The organism is Aequorivita todarodis (assembly GCF_028561335.1).
In the GTDB taxonomy this organism is placed as follows: Bacteria; Bacteroidota; Bacteroidia; order Flavobacteriales; family Flavobacteriaceae; genus Aequorivita; species Aequorivita todarodis.
This window is the reverse complement of the sequence record NZ_JAQQTG010000006.1, coordinates 13,977-30,362: the sequence shown is the minus strand read 5'-3', so window position 1 is coordinate 30,362 and position 16,386 is coordinate 13,977. Positions and strand designations below refer to the sequence as shown.

Annotated in this window: 16 protein-coding genes and 1 other RNA gene; 7 read left to right on the top strand and 10 right to left on the bottom strand. The window is 41.7% G+C overall.

Annotated elements, in window-relative coordinates; all coding sequences use genetic code 11:
• Nucleotides 1–39: 39 nt before the first annotated feature.
• The gene (locus POV26_RS02015; RefSeq protein ID WP_272854819.1) at nucleotides 40–861 is read right to left on the bottom strand and encodes a M48 family metallopeptidase; all 822 of its coding nucleotides are present in this window, start codon (nucleotides 859–861) and stop codon (nucleotides 40–42) included.
• A 221-nt stretch (nucleotides 862–1,082) separates the two neighbouring features.
• Between POV26_RS02015 and POV26_RS02010 the strand changes: the two genes are divergently transcribed.
• From POV26_RS02010 to lpdA, 4 genes are all read left to right on the top strand, one after another.
• A complete protein-coding gene (locus POV26_RS02010) occupies nucleotides 1,083–1,604 on the top strand; it encodes a hypothetical protein (RefSeq protein ID WP_272854818.1) in 522 nt (173 codons plus the stop codon).
• A 1-nt stretch (nucleotide 1,605) separates the two neighbouring features.
• Nucleotides 1,606–2,103, top strand: coding sequence for a peptide-methionine (R)-S-oxide reductase MsrB (msrB, locus tag POV26_RS02005; protein WP_272854817.1), 498 nt, complete (start codon nucleotides 1,606–1,608; stop codon nucleotides 2,101–2,103).
• Nucleotides 2,087–2,491, top strand: coding sequence for a peptide-methionine (R)-S-oxide reductase MsrB (msrB, locus tag POV26_RS02000; protein WP_272854816.1), 405 nt, complete (start codon nucleotides 2,087–2,089; stop codon nucleotides 2,489–2,491). Before msrB (POV26_RS02005) ends, msrB (POV26_RS02000) begins: the two co-directional genes overlap by 17 nt.
• 201 nt (nucleotides 2,492–2,692) lie before the next feature.
• A complete protein-coding gene (gene lpdA, locus POV26_RS01995; RefSeq protein ID WP_272854815.1) occupies nucleotides 2,693–4,069 on the top strand; it encodes a dihydrolipoyl dehydrogenase in 1,377 nt (458 codons plus the stop codon).
• Nucleotides 4,070–4,221: 152 nt separating this feature from the next.
• On the opposite strand, the gene aroQ is transcribed toward lpdA, so the two are convergent.
• The 4 genes from aroQ to POV26_RS01975 all read right to left on the bottom strand — a co-directional run bounded on the left by aroQ (nucleotide 4,222) and on the right by POV26_RS01975 (nucleotide 7,046).
• Nucleotides 4,222–4,638 (bottom strand): type II 3-dehydroquinate dehydratase, encoded by a 417-nt coding sequence (gene aroQ, locus POV26_RS01990; protein ID WP_272854814.1) that lies wholly within the window; start codon nucleotides 4,636–4,638, stop codon nucleotides 4,222–4,224.
• Nucleotides 4,639–4,709: 71 nt separating this feature from the next.
• Complete coding sequence (locus POV26_RS01985) at nucleotides 4,710–5,345, bottom strand: porin family protein (protein WP_272854813.1); 636 nt, start codon at nucleotides 5,343–5,345, stop codon at nucleotides 4,710–4,712.
• A gap of 343 nt (nucleotides 5,346–5,688) precedes the next feature.
• Nucleotides 5,689–6,315 (bottom strand): porin family protein, encoded by a 627-nt coding sequence (locus POV26_RS01980; RefSeq protein WP_272854812.1) that lies wholly within the window; start codon nucleotides 6,313–6,315, stop codon nucleotides 5,689–5,691.
• A gap of 182 nt (nucleotides 6,316–6,497) precedes the next feature.
• Nucleotides 6,498–7,046, bottom strand: coding sequence for a porin family protein (locus POV26_RS01975; RefSeq protein ID WP_272854811.1), 549 nt, complete (start codon nucleotides 7,044–7,046; stop codon nucleotides 6,498–6,500).
• Nucleotides 7,047–7,157: 111 nt separating this feature from the next.
• Between POV26_RS01975 and xerD the strand changes: the two genes are divergently transcribed.
• Complete coding sequence (gene xerD, locus POV26_RS01970) at nucleotides 7,158–8,060, top strand: site-specific tyrosine recombinase XerD (RefSeq protein ID WP_272854810.1); 903 nt, start codon at nucleotides 7,158–7,160, stop codon at nucleotides 8,058–8,060.
• Between the two features lie 112 nt (nucleotides 8,061–8,172).
• On the opposite strand, the gene rny is transcribed toward xerD, so the two are convergent.
• The 4 genes from rny to POV26_RS01950 form a co-directional block, all read right to left on the bottom strand.
• Nucleotides 8,173–9,735 (bottom strand): ribonuclease Y, encoded by a 1,563-nt coding sequence (gene rny, locus POV26_RS01965; RefSeq protein ID WP_272854809.1) that lies wholly within the window; start codon nucleotides 9,733–9,735, stop codon nucleotides 8,173–8,175.
• A gap of 55 nt (nucleotides 9,736–9,790) precedes the next feature.
• Nucleotides 9,791–9,898: non-coding RNA, 6S RNA (ssrS, locus tag POV26_RS01960), on the bottom strand.
• Between the two features lie 52 nt (nucleotides 9,899–9,950).
• Nucleotides 9,951–10,241, bottom strand: coding sequence for a cell division protein ZapA (locus POV26_RS01955; protein ID WP_272854808.1), 291 nt, complete (start codon nucleotides 10,239–10,241; stop codon nucleotides 9,951–9,953).
• Nucleotides 10,242–10,251: 10 nt separating this feature from the next.
• Nucleotides 10,252–10,542, bottom strand: coding sequence for a hypothetical protein (locus tag POV26_RS01950; RefSeq protein ID WP_272854807.1), 291 nt, complete (start codon nucleotides 10,540–10,542; stop codon nucleotides 10,252–10,254).
• 150 nt (nucleotides 10,543–10,692) lie between these two features.
• Between POV26_RS01950 and POV26_RS01945 the strand changes: the two genes are divergently transcribed.
• On the top strand, nucleotides 10,693–12,384 hold the full coding sequence (locus POV26_RS01945) for a M23 family metallopeptidase (RefSeq protein ID WP_272854806.1): 1,692 nt from the start codon (nucleotides 10,693–10,695) through the stop codon (nucleotides 12,382–12,384).
• A 9-nt stretch (nucleotides 12,385–12,393) separates the two neighbouring features.
• Nucleotides 12,394–14,853, top strand: a complete 2,460-nt coding sequence (locus tag POV26_RS01940) for a TonB-dependent receptor (RefSeq protein ID WP_272854805.1) — start codon at nucleotides 12,394–12,396, stop codon at nucleotides 14,851–14,853.
• A 127-nt stretch (nucleotides 14,854–14,980) separates the two neighbouring features.
• Here POV26_RS01940 and POV26_RS01935 read toward each other — a convergent pair whose 3' ends face one another.
• On the bottom strand, nucleotides 14,981–16,138 hold the full coding sequence (locus POV26_RS01935; protein WP_272854804.1) for a cysteine desulfurase family protein: 1,158 nt from the start codon (nucleotides 16,136–16,138) through the stop codon (nucleotides 14,981–14,983).
• Nucleotides 16,139–16,386: the final 248 nt, after the last annotated feature.

Sequence of the window (16,386 nt, the reverse complement as noted above, 5' to 3'; positions counted from 1 at the left end):
TTTGAAAATAATCGATTAAAAATTTAGGTGACCCCTATGCTATCTTTTGAAATTGGTAACCCCAAATTTTCTGGCTTCGGCCCTTGCCTCGGGAGCCCAAGCCTGAATGTTTTGGATTCTCGTACTACTGGAAGGGTGAGTGCTTAAAAATTCTGGTGGTGTATTTCCGTTTTCCTGGGCTTGCATGCGTTGCCAAAGTTCTGCGGCAACCGCAGGCTCATAACCAGCAATGGCCATTAAAATAAGCCCAATATGGTCTGCCTCGGTTTCGTGGCTTCTGCTAAAAGGAAGCATTACCCCCACGTTAGTTCCCAAGCCATAGGCCGTATTGAAAATCTGCTGGTTCTCCGGGTTGTTTGCCAAGGCTATATTTCCCGCCACAGCGCCCACTTGTTGCAATTGGGCAGCACTCATTCGCTGTTGCCCATGGTTGGCAAGGGCGTGCGCAACCTCGTGGCCCATAACTGCCGCCAATCCTGCTTCGTCCTTAGTTATTGGCAAAATACCCGTATAAACCACTATTTTTCCCCCGGGCATACACCACGCGTTTACCTCTTTACTATCCACAAGATTGTATTCCCATCTGTAATCGGCCAAATACCCTGCATAGCCGTTTGCGGTCAAGTACCTTTCTGCAGCAGCGGCAATTTTTTGCCCTACACTTTTAACCATCCGTGCATCTGCCGTATTGTTTACAACCTTATGCTCAGATAAAAACTCTTGGTATTGCTGAAAAGCCATCGGCAGGATCTGCGAATTTGGGACCAGAGCCAAGGTTTGTTTTCCCGTGAAGGGATTTGTACTACAGGCCACTGCGAGCGCTCCCAATAGTAAAATGGAAAGTGATTTTGAAAATTTCATAATGATGGTTTTGTTTAAATGTTAAAATTAGAAATATAAAACGTAGCAGACTATTAAAATTATTCTAAAATTGGATTTTTCAATAATTGTTCCAAAAACTACAAACTTTAGTGTTTCTTTAATAGTGAAGTGTTGCGGAAGCCTTTAAATTTATTCACTCTTAAAAGTTGGAACGACTTTTGAACATTCAGAAACCATAGAAATTTTAAAAAACCTATATTATGAAAAACATACTTCTTTTTTTAGCCCTTTCAACAACAGTTTTATTTACTTCCTGCGAAGGCGATCCAGGGCCTCCGGGACCTCCGGGATTGGACGGTGGATTGGTTTATGCACAGGTTTTTGAAACAACCGTTAATTTCAATAGCGGTAATAATTTCGAAAACTTAATTGCCTACCCTTCAAATGTGGAAGTATATGAAAGTGACGCTATTTTGGTTTACCGTTTGGTTGAAGTGATTCCCGGAAATGGTGGCCCTATCGATGTTTGGGAACAACTGCCACAAACATACTTTCTAAACCAAGGGACATTATTATATAGTTTCGACCATACATTTTTGGATGTGAAAATATTTTTAGACGGAAATTTTGATCTAAATACTTTAGGAACAGATTTCACAAACAATCAAACATTCCGTATAGCTGTTGTTCCCGCAGAATTTGCCCGAACAAACCCTTCAATGAAGGAATTGCTGCAAATGATGCAAATGGACGATTCGCAAATTGAAAAAATAGAACTTTAAAATGAAGTTTTTAAGCACCTTATTTGTTTTTAGCTTTTTGCTCTTCAGTTGTAATGCTCCCGCCCAAAAAAGCAAGGCAGCAAAACAGGAAACCTTTAAGGTGACCAAAACCGATGCCGAATGGAAAGCACAACTGTCTCCCGAAGCCTACAATGTGCTGCGCCACGAAGGAACCGAGCGCGCCTTCACCAGTGAGTTGAACGACAATCACCGAGTTGGCACCTACGTATGCGCAGGTTGCGGAACCCCCGTTTTTGAAAGTAAACATAAGTTCGATAGCGGCACGGGCTGGCCAAGTTTTGATAGGGAAATTAAAGGCAATGTCGTCTTTTCAACAGACAATAAACTTGGTTACACAAGAACGGAGGAGCATTGCGCTACCTGCGGCGGGCATTTGGGACACATGTTTAACGACGGTCCAAAGGAAACCACAGGAAAAAGACACTGTATTAACGGCGTGGCCTTAAAATTTATACCAGACAATGGAGAATCCAAATAAATATCCCATTACAAAATCGGAAGCCGAATGGCGCGAGGAACTGGGCGAAAAACGCTACCACATCCTCCGCGAGAAAGGAACGGAGTTTCCACGAACCGGGGAATACAATCTTACTTTTGAAAACGGCACCTACCTTTGCGGTGCGTGCCACACCCCGCTTTTCAAAAGCGACAACAAGTTTGAAAGTAATTGCGGATGGCCATCCTTTGACGATTCCATTGAAGGTGCCGTGGAATACATAAAGGATACCACCCACGGAATGATGCGAACGGAAATTCTATGCTCCAACTGTGGAAGCCATTTGGGGCATGTTTTTGAGGATGGACCCACCGAAACGGGACAACGGTATTGTGTGAATTCGCTTTCACTTAATTTTCAAAAGAAATAAATTCGAAAACCAAAAAATAAAATTCCAAAGGGGCAATCTTTTGGAATTTTTTGTTTTTTGAATTTTCACTATTGGAATTTATTTGGGTTTTGGCCCCGATAGCTATCTGGATTGTTATTTGGAATTTATTTGGAATTTGGTGCTTGTTACTTGGAATTTTGTAATTTCGTACCTTCAAATATTCTGACTTAAACACAAAAAATGAGCAAATACGACGTAATAGTTTTAGGAAGCGGTCCGGGCGGCTATGTTACCGCCATAAGGGCTTCACAATTAGGTTTAAAGACCGCCATCATTGAAAAGGAAAGCCTTGGGGGCGTTTGTCTGAACTGGGGATGTATCCCTACCAAAGCGCTTTTAAAGAGCGCCCAGGTTTTTGATTACCTAAAACATGCAGACAGTTACGGGCTAACCGTAAAGGAATTTGATAAGGACTTCGGAAAAGTAATTGAACGGAGCCGCGGTGTGGCCGATGGCATGAGCAAAGGCGTGCAGTTTTTGATGAAGAAGAACAAAATTGACGTTATCAACGGCTTCGGAAAAATCAAACCCGGAAAGAAAGTAGATGTTGACGGAAAGGAATATTCCGCAGACCATATAATCATTGCAACCGGTGCGCGTTCCCGCGAATTGCCAAACCTAAAACAGGACGGCAAAAAAGTGATTGGCTACCGCGAGGCGATGACACTAAAAAAACAGCCAAAAAGTATGATAGTTGTGGGCAGTGGCGCCATAGGCGTTGAGTTTGCACATTTCTACAACTCCATGGGCACCGAGGTAACTATCGTTGAATTTTTGCCAAACCTTGTGCCGCTGGAAGATGAGGACGTTTCAAAACAATTTGAGCGCTCCTTCAAAAAAGCGGGTATTAAAGTGATGACCAATTCTTCCGTAGAAAAATTGGATACCTCTGGAAAACTGGTAAAAGCCACCGTGAAGACTTCCAAAGGCGAAGAAACGCTGGAAGCAGAAATCGTGCTATCCGCTGTGGGAATTGCCTCAAACATTGAAAATATTGGACTGGAGGAAGTTGGCATCGTTACCGATAAAGGAAAGATTATGGTGAATGATTGGTACCAAACCAACATTCCGGGCTACTACGCCATTGGCGATGTGGTGCCCGGCCCTGCCCTCGCCCACGTTGCCTCTGCCGAAGGAATAACCTGTGTTGAAAAAATTGCCGGTTTAAACGTAGAACCGATTGATTACGGAAACGTTCCGGGCTGTACGTATGCTTCGCCAGAAATTGCAAGTGTGGGGATGACCGAAAAGCAAGCCAAGGAAGCTGGATATGAACTGAAAGTTGGAAAATTCCCCTTCAGTGCGAGCGGAAAGGCAAGTGCTTCGGGTGAAAAGGACGGTTTTGTAAAAGTGATTTTTGATGCCAAATACGGCGAATGGCTGGGTTGCCATATGATTGGTGCTGGCGTAACCGATATGATTGCCGAAGCTGTTTTGGGAAGAAAACTGGAAACCACTGGCCACGAAGTGTTAAAAGCAATCCACCCGCACCCAACGATGAGCGAGGCCGTAATGGAAGCGGTCGCCGATGCTTATGGGGAAGTGATTCACTTATAGACGTAAGACCGCTTCGCTTTAAGACGGAAGACATAAGACTGAAAAAGCTCCAACTCGGAGCTTTTTTTTTATTTATCAAAAATGCCTTCTCCCTCTTTTTCAGGGGAAGGTGGATTTCAAATCGCTTTTCGCGACTTGAAAGACGGAAGGGGTCATTTCAAAAAACTCTGCAAAGCCAACTCATAGCCGCGCAACCCAAAACCTACGATCACCCCTTTTGCATTTGGCGAAATGTAGCTTTTGTGTCTAAAATCCTCTCTTGAAAAGGTGTTGGAGATATGCACTTCCACAACAGGCGTAGATATTGCCTTTACGGCATCTGCGATACCTACGGAAGTATGGGTGTAGGCCGCAGCGTTTAAAATGATACCGTCATAGTTGTAACCGACTTCCTGAAGTTTATCGATCAGTTCCCCTTCTATATTCGACTGAAAATAGGAAATCTCTTGGTTTGCATACTTTTTTCGTAAGCTTTCAAAAAAATCGTTGAAGCTTACATCCCCATAGATATCGTTTTCACGTTTGCCGAGCAGGTTCAGGTTTGGACCGTTGATGATGATTATTTTCATATCGTAAATATATCAAATAAAAAAAAGCAGGAACCTGGCTCCTGCTTTTATAAAATAATTTTCAAGTAGTTTTAGAAGGAATATCCCGCTGAAACCTGGAAAACGTTGTTTTGGTTTTTATAGGAATATCTGTAATAGTTTCCTTCCTCAAAATATTCGTCATCATCGTCAGAAATATCCATTAATCCCTTGTTAAATCTTAAACTAAAGAATACGCCGTTATTCAAACGATAACTAGCGCCAATACCTATTGCAATATCTAAAGAATTATAATCTTCTTTTGCATCAACATCAAAAGAACCATCTTCATCTTCACCTTTGTACTTCGCATTAACAAGAATTCCAACTTGCGGTCCAAGCTCAACACTCAAGCCTTCTATTATATAATATTTTCCCATAATCGGAACATTTATATAATCTAGAAGAATCTTTTCTTCATAATCTCCTAAATCAACTCCTAGATAACTACCGTATTTGGCGCCTTGGGAAGAATATAAAAGCTCAGGTTGAAGGGCGAATTTTCCTGCCAATGGTATTTCTACCAATCCACCTAAGTGAAAACTTACGCGGGGATCTAAACCACCAACGTAATCACCGCCGATGGAAGCAACGTTTAAACCCGCTTTAGCCCCTATGCGGAATTCTTGGGATTGCGCAGTAGTAAATGCAAATAATGCAACTGCAGTAAGAAGTAAAAGTTTTTTCATAATAATTAAAATTTAAGGTTGTTGACAATAGCGTCAGTTCAAATATATAAATAATGGTACTATCAAGAATAAGTATATGTTACAAAACCTATAACATATGTAACATGGATATTTACAGATAGCTAAATACTAAAATAAAAATAATTTTCTAATATTCGAATCGATTTTGAAAATCGATAGGTTTTCAAAAAAGGCGTTTTATTACTAACCGTAACAAATGAACGATAAATTCATATTTCTTTAAATGATTAAAATCATATTTTTCTAAAATTTTTAACAAAAAAAGCCGCCCCTCTCAGGACGGCTTTAAAACTCAATAACTTATCACAAAGAAGTTGTTTCCTTAAAATGAATAACCTACCGAAAGCTGCAATACATTGTTATGTATTTTATAATCATCCTTATCGGCAGCGTCGTTTACGTTGCTTAACCCAAAGTTATATCGGGCTCCCAAAAACAAACCCATGGGCAGTCTATAGGAAGCACCTGCGCCTAAGGATACATCTATGGTTGAAAGATCATTTTCATCTAAATCACCTTCGCCACTACCTTCAAACGGACCTAAATCTCCGTCATATTCATATTTGTCATTGACTAAAAATGCCACCTGTGGGCCGGCTTCCAGTGCAAGGCCTTCCACTAAATATACCTTGGCCATCACGGGTACTTGAATATAATCTAATTTGGTAGTGACCGTATAGTTATACGGCACGCCTCCAAAGGAACCCGCGTCGTCGTATTTAGCTCCCTGGGCCGAATATAAAATCTCTGGCTGGATGGAAAATCTTTCGCTGAATGGAATCTCTACCAATCCCCCAAGATGGAAGGCTGTTCTATTGTCTGCATTTTCAACATCACCGCTAAAAGTTGCCAGGTTTAAACCACCTTTGGCGCCAATCCTAACTTCTTGGGCCTTCATTGCAGTTATTGACATAATTGTAATTGCTGTAATAAAACATAACTTTTTCATATCATCTGATTTTTTTCGTTAATAGCCCAAAGAACCAAAATATTAAATATCCCATTCCCGTCTTTTGTTATATTTTAACGAAAAAACAACCAATTTTTAAGCCTTTTCGCGGCCTTTTCTTAATTATTTTATAAAAAAAACCGCCCAAATCAGGCGGCTTTACTATTTTAAATTTTAGGTTTTTATAGGAACGAATACCCCAAGGCTACCGAAAACACATTGTTTTTGCTCTTAGTGTCTTTTACGACATCCGTAAAACCAAAGTTATAACGGGCGTCCACTCTAATCCCGAACGGAAAATCGTAACCTGCGCCCACGATTCCCGACACATCACTTTTTTCTGTATTGGCATCAATTGAATTGGTTCCAAAGCGATCATCATAAATATCATCATCCAAAATAAACCCAAATTGCGGTCCTGCTTGAACATTTAATCCTTGCACTAAATAGTATTTCAAAACAATTGGGATGTTTACATAATTCAGGTCAAACTTTCCGTAATCAAACTCAGCGCCCTGCTGGGAATACAGCACATCCGCCTGAATACCTACCTTGTCGGTAAACTTAATTCCGGCGAAAACACCCGCCTGAAAACCCGTTTTATTGGAAAGATTATCTATGTCTGAAATTTTTGAAAAGTTAACCCCAGCTTTTACCCCAAGATCAAGTTCCTGCGAAAAAGCGGTGGTGCCAATAAATAATGTAAGTACTGCTACAATCAATTTTTTCATAATAATTTTTTTTTTGAGGTTTCAATTAAAACGCAAAGATACCCTTAATGTTATGCCTTAAAATACATTTAGTTTTTTGTTAACTATTGTTTTTAATAGTAATATAGCGGTATGAAGTGGAACGAAACTTTGAAGGATTATCAAAACTACCTCCGTTTGGAGCGTGGGCTTTCCGAAAATTCCATCATCAACTATTCATTGGACGTAAAAAAACTGATGCGCTGGCTGGAAACCAATGAAATGGACATTTCCCCCGTTTCCATTTCGGAAGAAACGCTGCAACAATTCATTTATGAAATTGCCAAAAAAGTAAATCCCCGTTCCCAAAGCCGATTGATTTCGGGTTTGAAAGGGTTTTTCAATTACCTAATTTTTGAGGATTACCGAAAAACCAACCCATTAGAGCTTATTGAAGCCCCAAAACTGGGAAGAAAATTGCCAGATACTTTGGCTGTTGAAGAAATTGATGCGCTTATAAACGCAATAGATCTGAGCTCAAAACAAGGCGAGCGCAACCGTGCAATCCTCGAAACGCTATATGGCTGCGGCCTGCGGGTTTCAGAACTTACAAGCCTTAAAATCTCCGACCTTTTTTTTGAGGAAGGTTTTATAAAAGTTACGGGCAAGGGCGATAAGCAACGCTTGGTGCCCATTGGGCCAATTACCGAAAAATACATTACTATTTACAGGAAGGAGATTCGCGTGCACCAAGAAATTGACCCCAAGGCAAAGGATACCGTTTTCCTAAACCAGCACGGAAGGCCGTTAACGCGCGCAATGATATTTACCATCGTGAAACGTTTGGCCGAAAAAGCAGGCATTCGGAAAAGCATCAGTCCCCATACCTTTCGTCATTCTTTTGCAACCCATCTTTTGGAAAATGGAGCAGATCTTCGCGCCATTCAGCAAATGCTCGGTCACGAAAGCATTACCACTACCGAGATTTATACACATATTGACAGGAAGCATTTAACGGAGGTCATTAATCGGTACCACCCAAGAAAGGAAGCCTAGCCCCCTCCGCCCCCAAAGGGGGAATTCCACTGTTGTGAAAAACAAAAAAACTCCTTTCGGAGCTTTTTATTGGGTTTCAGTAAGAGTTCCCCCTTGGGGGGTTAGGGGGCTATTATTTTGCAATATTAACCGCTCTCGTTTCACGAATAACGGTGACCTTCACTTGTCCCGGATAGGTCATATCGGTTTGTATCTTTTGTGAAATTTCAAAGGACAGTTGGGCGGCCTTTTCATCGCTTACCTTATCGCTTTCCACCATTACACGAAGCTCGCGGCCCGCTTGTATGGCGTACGCTTTATTAACACCGCCGAAACCAAAAGCGATGTCCTCTAAATCCTTCAAACGCTGAATATAAGAGTCCAACACTTGACGTCTTGCTCCAGGTCTGGCGCCGCTAATAGCATCGCAAACCTGAACAATTGGAGACAATAATCCCGTCATTTCAATCTCATCGTGGTGGGCGCCGATGGCGTTGCAGACCTCTGGTTTTTCGCCGTACTTTTCTGCCCACTGCATTCCCAAAAGTGCGTGGGGCATTTCAGTCTCGGTTTCGGGTACTTTTCCTATATCGTGGAGCAATCCAGCTCGTTTTGCCAGTTTGGCATTTAAACCGAGTTCCGCCGCCATTACGCCACAAAGTCGTGCAACTTCGCGGGAGTGATGCAAAAGGTTTTGACCGTAAGAGGAACGGTATTTCATACGCCCCACTGCTTTTATAAGTTCTGGATGCAGCCCGTGGATTCCTAAATCGATAACGGTTCTTTTGCCGACTTCAATAATTTCTTCCTCTATTTGCTTGGTGGTTTTTTGGACCACTTCTTCAATACGCGCGGGATGGATACGGCCATCGGTCACCAATTTATGCAGCGACAAACGGGCAATTTCCCTTCTTACGGAATCAAAACAGGAAAGGATAATGGCTTCCGGGGTATCGTCAACAATTATCTCGACCCCTGTTGCGGCCTCAATAGCGCGGATATTTCGCCCTTCGCGGCCAATAATCCTACCTTTAACGTCATCACTTTCAAGGTTAAAAACCGAAACACAGTTTTCAACAGCTTCTTCGGTCCCGATACGTTGAATGGTATTGACGATTATTTTTTTGGCTTCCTGCTGGGCGGTCATTTTTGCCTCTTCCATGGACGTTTGGACATAGGCCATTGCCTGTGTTTTGGCTTCGTCCTTAAGGCTTTCCATTAGCTGTGCCTTCGCGTCTTCCGCGGAAAGGCTGCTGATTACTTCCAGTTGTTCCACTTGGCTGCGGTGCAGTTTCTCTACCTCGCTTTGTTTTTTTTCAAGTATCGAGATCCTTTCGTTGTAATCGGTTTGTTTTTCTTCTAATTCAGCATTTAGCTTTTTTGATTTTGCGAGCTCGCTGGAAACCTGTGATTCCTTATCGCGAATTCTTTTTTCTGCTTCCGAAATCTTTTTGTCGCGGTTGAGGATTACCTTTTCGTGTTCAGACTTCAATTCCAAAAACTTTTCCTTGGCCTGAAGTATCTTGTCTTTTTTTATCGTCTCTGCTTCGGCTTTCGCTTCTTTCAGTATTGATACTGCGCTTTTTTTTGCTCTGGCTATAAGCTGGGAAGCGTTGTTTCGCTCCAGTATTTTTGCAATAAAAAACCCAATCACAATACCAACGACAGCAATGATTATTGTAGTTATGATGTCCATTTTTCGTTGATTTATGTATATAAAAAAAGCCTACATCAATATTATTATTTTGAATAAACTCCTTAAAAACAAGTTTAGGGTTAACAAGCTGGTCAAGTATCCGCTCAAAGACGGCTCGCTTTTACAACTTCAACTCACCCTTTTTAAAGAATTCCTGTTGAGTTTACCAAAAATTAGTATTAATGTAGGCAGTACCTTATTTAATTTAAAGAACGTTATGATAGCTGCTCCTGCAGCAAACGGTCCAAAGCCTGGAGCTTTGCTTCCGTTTCCTGTGTGTCGCTAGATTTATCAATTTGTTTTTGCTCTACCTGGGCGGCAAACTGGAGGGCACACATGGCCAATACATCCTGTTTGTCGCGGACGGCATAACTTTGCTCGAACTTCTTGATCATTTCTTCTATCTTCTTGCTCGCCAACCGCAATCCCTCTTCCTGCGAGGGGTTGATGGTCAGGGGATACACCCTGTCTGCAATTGATAGTTTTATTTTTAATGGTTCGGCCATCGTTATAATTTTATTCGGAAAGCTGGCTTATGCAATGGTCAATTTCCCGAACTAGAGCGTTTATCTTGAGTTTAGTTTCTCGTTTATGTTGGTCGCTGCCAAGCATTGAATTTGCCAGTTTTAATGAGTTACATTTTTCGGCCCAAGCTTCAATTTCAGTTTCAAATTGTTGCTGTTTCGATTTTAAAACGGTGAGTTCTTCTTCCAATTCCGCATTGGCTTTTTTTAATTTTTCATGCCTGCTAAGCAGTTTGCCAATCCTATGTTCAAGAGAATCAACTATTTCAGAAAGATTACTCATTAAAATCTGCGTTCAATACTTCTTTCACAAAGTTAGCATACCATCCCTAATAAGCAAGAAGTTTTCCATAATTTTTTGTAATATTGAAAAATAGTACAATAAATCAGCCCCTCTCCCCTTTTAGTTATAGCGTATTCTTATTTTTACACGATGAAGAAATTTTTATCCATGCTCCTGCTTTTTGGCGGGTTTGCATACAGCCAAAATGGTATTCCCACAGACTATTTTTCCAACCCACTAAATATCAATATGGTCCTTGCGGGCAATTTTGGCGAAATGCGCGCCAACCATTTTCACAGCGGTTTGGACATTAAAACGGAACAGCGGGAAGGGCTTCCGGTTTATGCCCCGGCAAATGGATACGTAAGCCGAATAAACGTTCAGCATTATGGTTACGGAAAAGCACTCTATATTCTTCATCCCAACGGCTACACTACTGTTTACGGCCATTTGCGGAGCTTTGCCGGCGATATTGAAAAATATGCAAAGGACACCCAATACGCAAAAGAGACTTTTGAAATTGAGCTTTTTCCGGAGAAAACACTTCTGCCCGTTAAAAAAGGAGACCTCATTGCATACACCGGAAACACAGGCGGCAGCGGCGGGCCGCATTTGCATTTCGAAATCCGGGATTCTTCCCAAAGACCTATGAACCCGCTTCTGTTTGGAATTGAGATACCCGATTCAAAAAAACCCATTGTGAGTGCCGTTTTCGCATATCCCACGGGCGAGGATGCGCACGTAAACCAAAGCCAGAACCGAACAAAACTAAGGCTGATAAAACAAAAGGACGGTACCTATAAAACCGAAAGCCTGACCGCTTATGGTAAAATTGGCTTCGGAATAACCACCTTTGACCAGCAGGATGGAGCTTCAAATAAAAATGGTTCCTATAAAATAAATACCCAGTTCAACGGCACTGAAAAGTTTGAAGTGCTCTTCAACAAATTTGCTTTTTCCGAAACGCGCTATTTGAATCGTTATACGGATTACAATTACTATGAAACCAATAAAAGTATGGTCCAAAAGCTTTTTAGGGAGCCCAACAATCCTTTGAGCATAATTACAAAAGAAGACGATAATGGCTATATCACCGTTAATGACAGCCTATCTTCAATTTACACAATAGACGTTTCCGACTTCAAAGGAAACACCATGCAGGTTTCAATTCCTATTGAAGGCAAGAAAATGGAGATATTGGATCCCAAAAAGGTGGAAAAGACAGCGGATTATATTTATGCAGACCACGCCACCTCAATAACCAAGGGCAAATTCAGTATTTATATTCCTGCCAATAGCTTATATGAAGACACTTACTTGGATATAAAAGACGAAGGCGATATATTGAAATTTCACGAAGATGTTATACCTATCCATAGCAATATTTCAATCACGGCCGATATTTCAAACTATCACGAATCAGACAAGGACAAACTTTATATTGGAAGGCTTAATTATAAAGGATTGCCCCTATACACTTCCACAACCCGCAACGGCGACAAATTAACAGCGAAAATTAGGACTTTTGGTAGCTACACTGTTGCCATTGACACAACGCCGCCTACTGTAAAACCCGTAAACTTTGCCGAAGGAAAATGGATAAGCCACCAAAATTTTCTTAAAGTGAAAATAACTGACGATCTGAGCGGCATCAGTTCGTACAGGGGAACCATCAACGGAAAATTCATTTTGATGGAATATGATTACAAAAAAGACGTTCTAACTTATAATTTCAATGATAATATAAATTTGGAAACCGAGAACAATTTCAAACTTATAGTAATAGATAATGTTGGAAATAGTGCTACATTTGAAGCAAAATTTTTCAGAAAACATCCCTAACCTTAGCTTTTGAAAACAATAAAACTACCGCTCACCCTCCTTTTATTTTGCTTCGCAACCGTTGTGTTTGCTCAGAAAGCCGTTATTAAAGGAATCATTCTTGACGAAAACAACATTCCGGTTTCCGGTGCCAACGTAACTTATAAAGACTCTGGGACCATCACAGATTTTAACGGGTTTTATTTGCTGGAAATTCCTTCAAATGAAGATGTAACCATAACGTTTTCACACGTTAGCCATAAAAAAGTTCAGGTTACCGTAAACCTCTCGCCCAACGAAGATTATGAGCTGAATCCGGTGATGAACACCAGTATCGAGCAAATTAGCGAGGTGGTTATTTCGGGTCGTGAAAACAAACGTGTGGAAGGCGTAACGACCATTTCACCCGAAGTGATCCGCAAAATGGTGGGCGCCAATGCCGGTGTTGAGAACCTCTTAAAATCACTTCCCGGGGTAAATGGCAATGATGAATTGAGCACACAATATGCGGTTCGCGGCGGAAACTATGATGAAAACTTGGTTTATGTAAACGAAATTGAAGTGTATCGGCCATTCCTAATCAGAAGTGGGCAGCAGGAAGGTTTAAGTTTTGTGAACAGTGATCTTACCAGCAATGTTGATTTTTCCGCTGGAGGTTTTCAGGCGAAATACGGCGACAAACTTTCCTCGGTCTTGGACATTACCTACCGCAGACCCGTTGATTTTGGCGCAACGATAGACGCAAGCCTTTTGGGGGCCAGCGGTTCCGTGGAAGGAATTTCCAAAAACGGACGCCTTTCCGGGATTTTGGGAATCCGGTATCGCGACAACAGTCTTTTGGTAAAGGCCAAAGAGACCGAAACCAACTACCGTCCAAAATTTGCCGATGCACAAACGTATTTAACCTATAAGTTGACCAATAGCTTTGAGCTTAGCTTTTTGGGGAATGTTTCCATAAACGAATACAATTACAGACCGCTAACCAGACAAACAAATTTTGGGACCATTACAGACCCCATCGCCCTTCTTGTGTTTTATGAAGGCCGTGAAGAAGACCGTTACAATACCTATTTTGGCGCCTTGAAATCTACTTGGGTGGTTTCAGAAAATTATACGGCAAAATTTATAGCCTCCCTTTACCAAACCACAGAGCAGGAATATTATGATATTCTTGCAGAGTACCGCTTGGGCGAAGTGAACACCGAAATAGGCAGCGAGGAATTGGGCACGGTTGAATTTACCCGTGGCATAGGTGGCCAGCTTACCCATGCCAGAAATGATTTGGACGCTTTAATTCTAAACATAGAACACAAGGGTAATCTCTCCATTGAAGAAAACAATATAGAATACGGTATAAAATATACCCGCGAGGACATCCGTGACCGTGTGCAGGAATATGAAATAATAGACTCGGCCGGGTTTTCTATCCGCCCACCCATATTCCCGCCCAACAACCAACCCTACGAGCCGGATACTTCTCCTATTGTACCCTATACAAACGTTCGCGCACTCAACGACACACAAATTGACCGAATTTCCGGTTATGCACAATGGAGCCGCAAAACCAGCTTAGGAAATAGCGATCTTTGGTTGAACGCTGGCGTTCGCGCACATAATTGGACGGTGAGCGGAAAAAACATAAGCAGCACTTCGCAGACCGTTTTCAGCCCAAGGGCTCAGGTTGCATTAAAACCCGACTGGGAAATGGATATGCTTTTCCGTCTTTCGGGCGGTGTATATCAGCAGCCTCCTTTTTATAGGGAATTGCGCGATTCCTCTGGAACGGTTCGCCCCGGCGTGAAAGCCCAAAAATCCATTCACATTGTCTTTGGAAACGATTATAGTTTCAAAATGTGGGATAGGGCCTTTAGATTGAACTCTGAATTGTATTACAAACATCTAACCGACGTAAACCCATATACCCTGGAAAACGTCCGCATCCGCTACCGTGCTACCAACAATGCGGTTGCATACGCCTACGGGCTCGATTTGCGATTGGCGGGAGAGTTTGTTCCCGGCACGGAGAGCTGGTTGAGCTTTGGGTATATGAAGACCGAGGAAAACATTGATGATCGCGGCTATATCTTCCGGCCAACGGACCAACGTTTGAAGTTTGGAATGTTGTTTCAGGATTACGTAAAGGTAATTCCTTCACTTAAAATGTATTTAAACCTAACGTACAATACCGGTCTTCCCGGCGGATCGCCCAGTTATGCAGATCCTTACAAGTATCAAACCCGTTTGCCCGATTACAAACGCGCCGATCTTGGCGTGAGCTACGTGCTTGTGGATGACACGAAATTAAGGGATAGCGGCTGGCTGAAACCTTTTAAGGAACTTTCTATTGGCGCGGAAATATTCAACATTTTTGATGTGCAGAACTCTATCACCAATACTTTTGTGAGAGATGTTTACACCAAAGTTCAGTATGCAATCCCGAACTACTTGACCCCACGTGTTTTCAACGTTCGGCTTACTGCGAAGTTTTAAGTGATTCAAGATTTAAAATTCAAGATTCAAGATTGTGTAGGTTGTCATTATTTAATGACTTCCCTATGCCTTGTGAATTAGCGAATTTTCATTGCCTCTTGTTCAGACTCATCAACTGGCAGAATAACTAACCAATCCCGTTATCAATAAACTCCTTCAAAACATCCACCACATAATCCACTTCTTCCTTTTTATTGAAACTGGAAAAGGAAAAACGAATGGAGGGTTTGCTTAAATCCTCATCGGAAAGAATTTCGTTCAAAACGTGCGAGCCCCCTTCACTCCCACTCTGGCAGGCGCTTCCTTTGGAACAGGCTATTCCTTTTAAATCCAACTGAAACAAAAGCAGCATCGCTTTTTCTTCGGAAATGGGCAAACAGACGTTCAATAGCGTATAGGTGCTGTTTTCATTATCGTCGCAACCTCCGTTAAACTTTACGTTTGGAATGTTTTCTGAAAGCTGTTCTTTAAAATAATCCTTGAGCTCGGTAATGTATTTTCGTTCCTTTTCAAGGTTTTGATACGAAATCTTCAGCGCTTCCGCCATTCCCGCTATTGCATAGACCGCTTCAGTTCCAGCGCGCATGCCTCGCTCCTGCTCGCCACCGTGTATCAAGGCCCGTATCCCTGAATTTTTCCGAATAAAAGCAAAACCAGCGCCTTTGGGCCCGTGAAACTTATGTGCTGCGGCAGCTGCAAAATCGATGGGTATTTCTTTAAAATCAAGTTCAAAATGCCCAACGGATTGTACGGTATCACTATGGAAAAGCGCTTTATGTTCTTTACAGAGAAGCGCTACCCGCCCCAAATCCAGAAGGTTTCCCACTTCATTGTTAACATGCATCAAGCTTACCAACGTTTTTTCCGAAGTATTTTCCAAAAGGGTTTCTAAATGCCCGTAGTCTATATATCCGCATTCCTTTAAATTCACAAAATCTACTTGAACATTATATTCCTTTTGAAGCCATTCCAACGTGTGCAATACCGCATGATGCTCAATACGGCTGGAGATAACCCGCTTAACGCCAAGATCGCGCACAGCACTGTTAAGTATTAAATTATCTGCCTCCGTTCCGCCGGAAGTGAATATTATTTCACTTGCAGATACATTCAACAATTTTGCTATTTCCTTTCGCGCGTTTTCGAGTAACGATTTTGATGACCTACCGTAAGAATGTGTAGATGAAGGGTTTCCGTATTCTGTTTTTAAAACTTCAGTAATGCAATTAATCACTTCGTCTCTTGGCTTGGTGGTAGCTGCACTATCAAAATATACTTTTTTCATTCAATAAATATTTTTGTAAAATCGGGCTGTGGCCGAATTCAATTTTCATGTAAATTCCGCTCAATAATTTCGGTTCGCAAAAATACATATTAAAACAGTTTTGCTGACGTTTCAGTTAAAAAGAAATGCGTTACTTTGTAGCTGTTGGTAATTTTTACATAGATGAAATACCCATTCGCGGGTTATACAAAGCAAAGATGAATGGTTTAGGGATTTCGGACCCGTGCTGCTTAGCGCGGTCAAAGCGT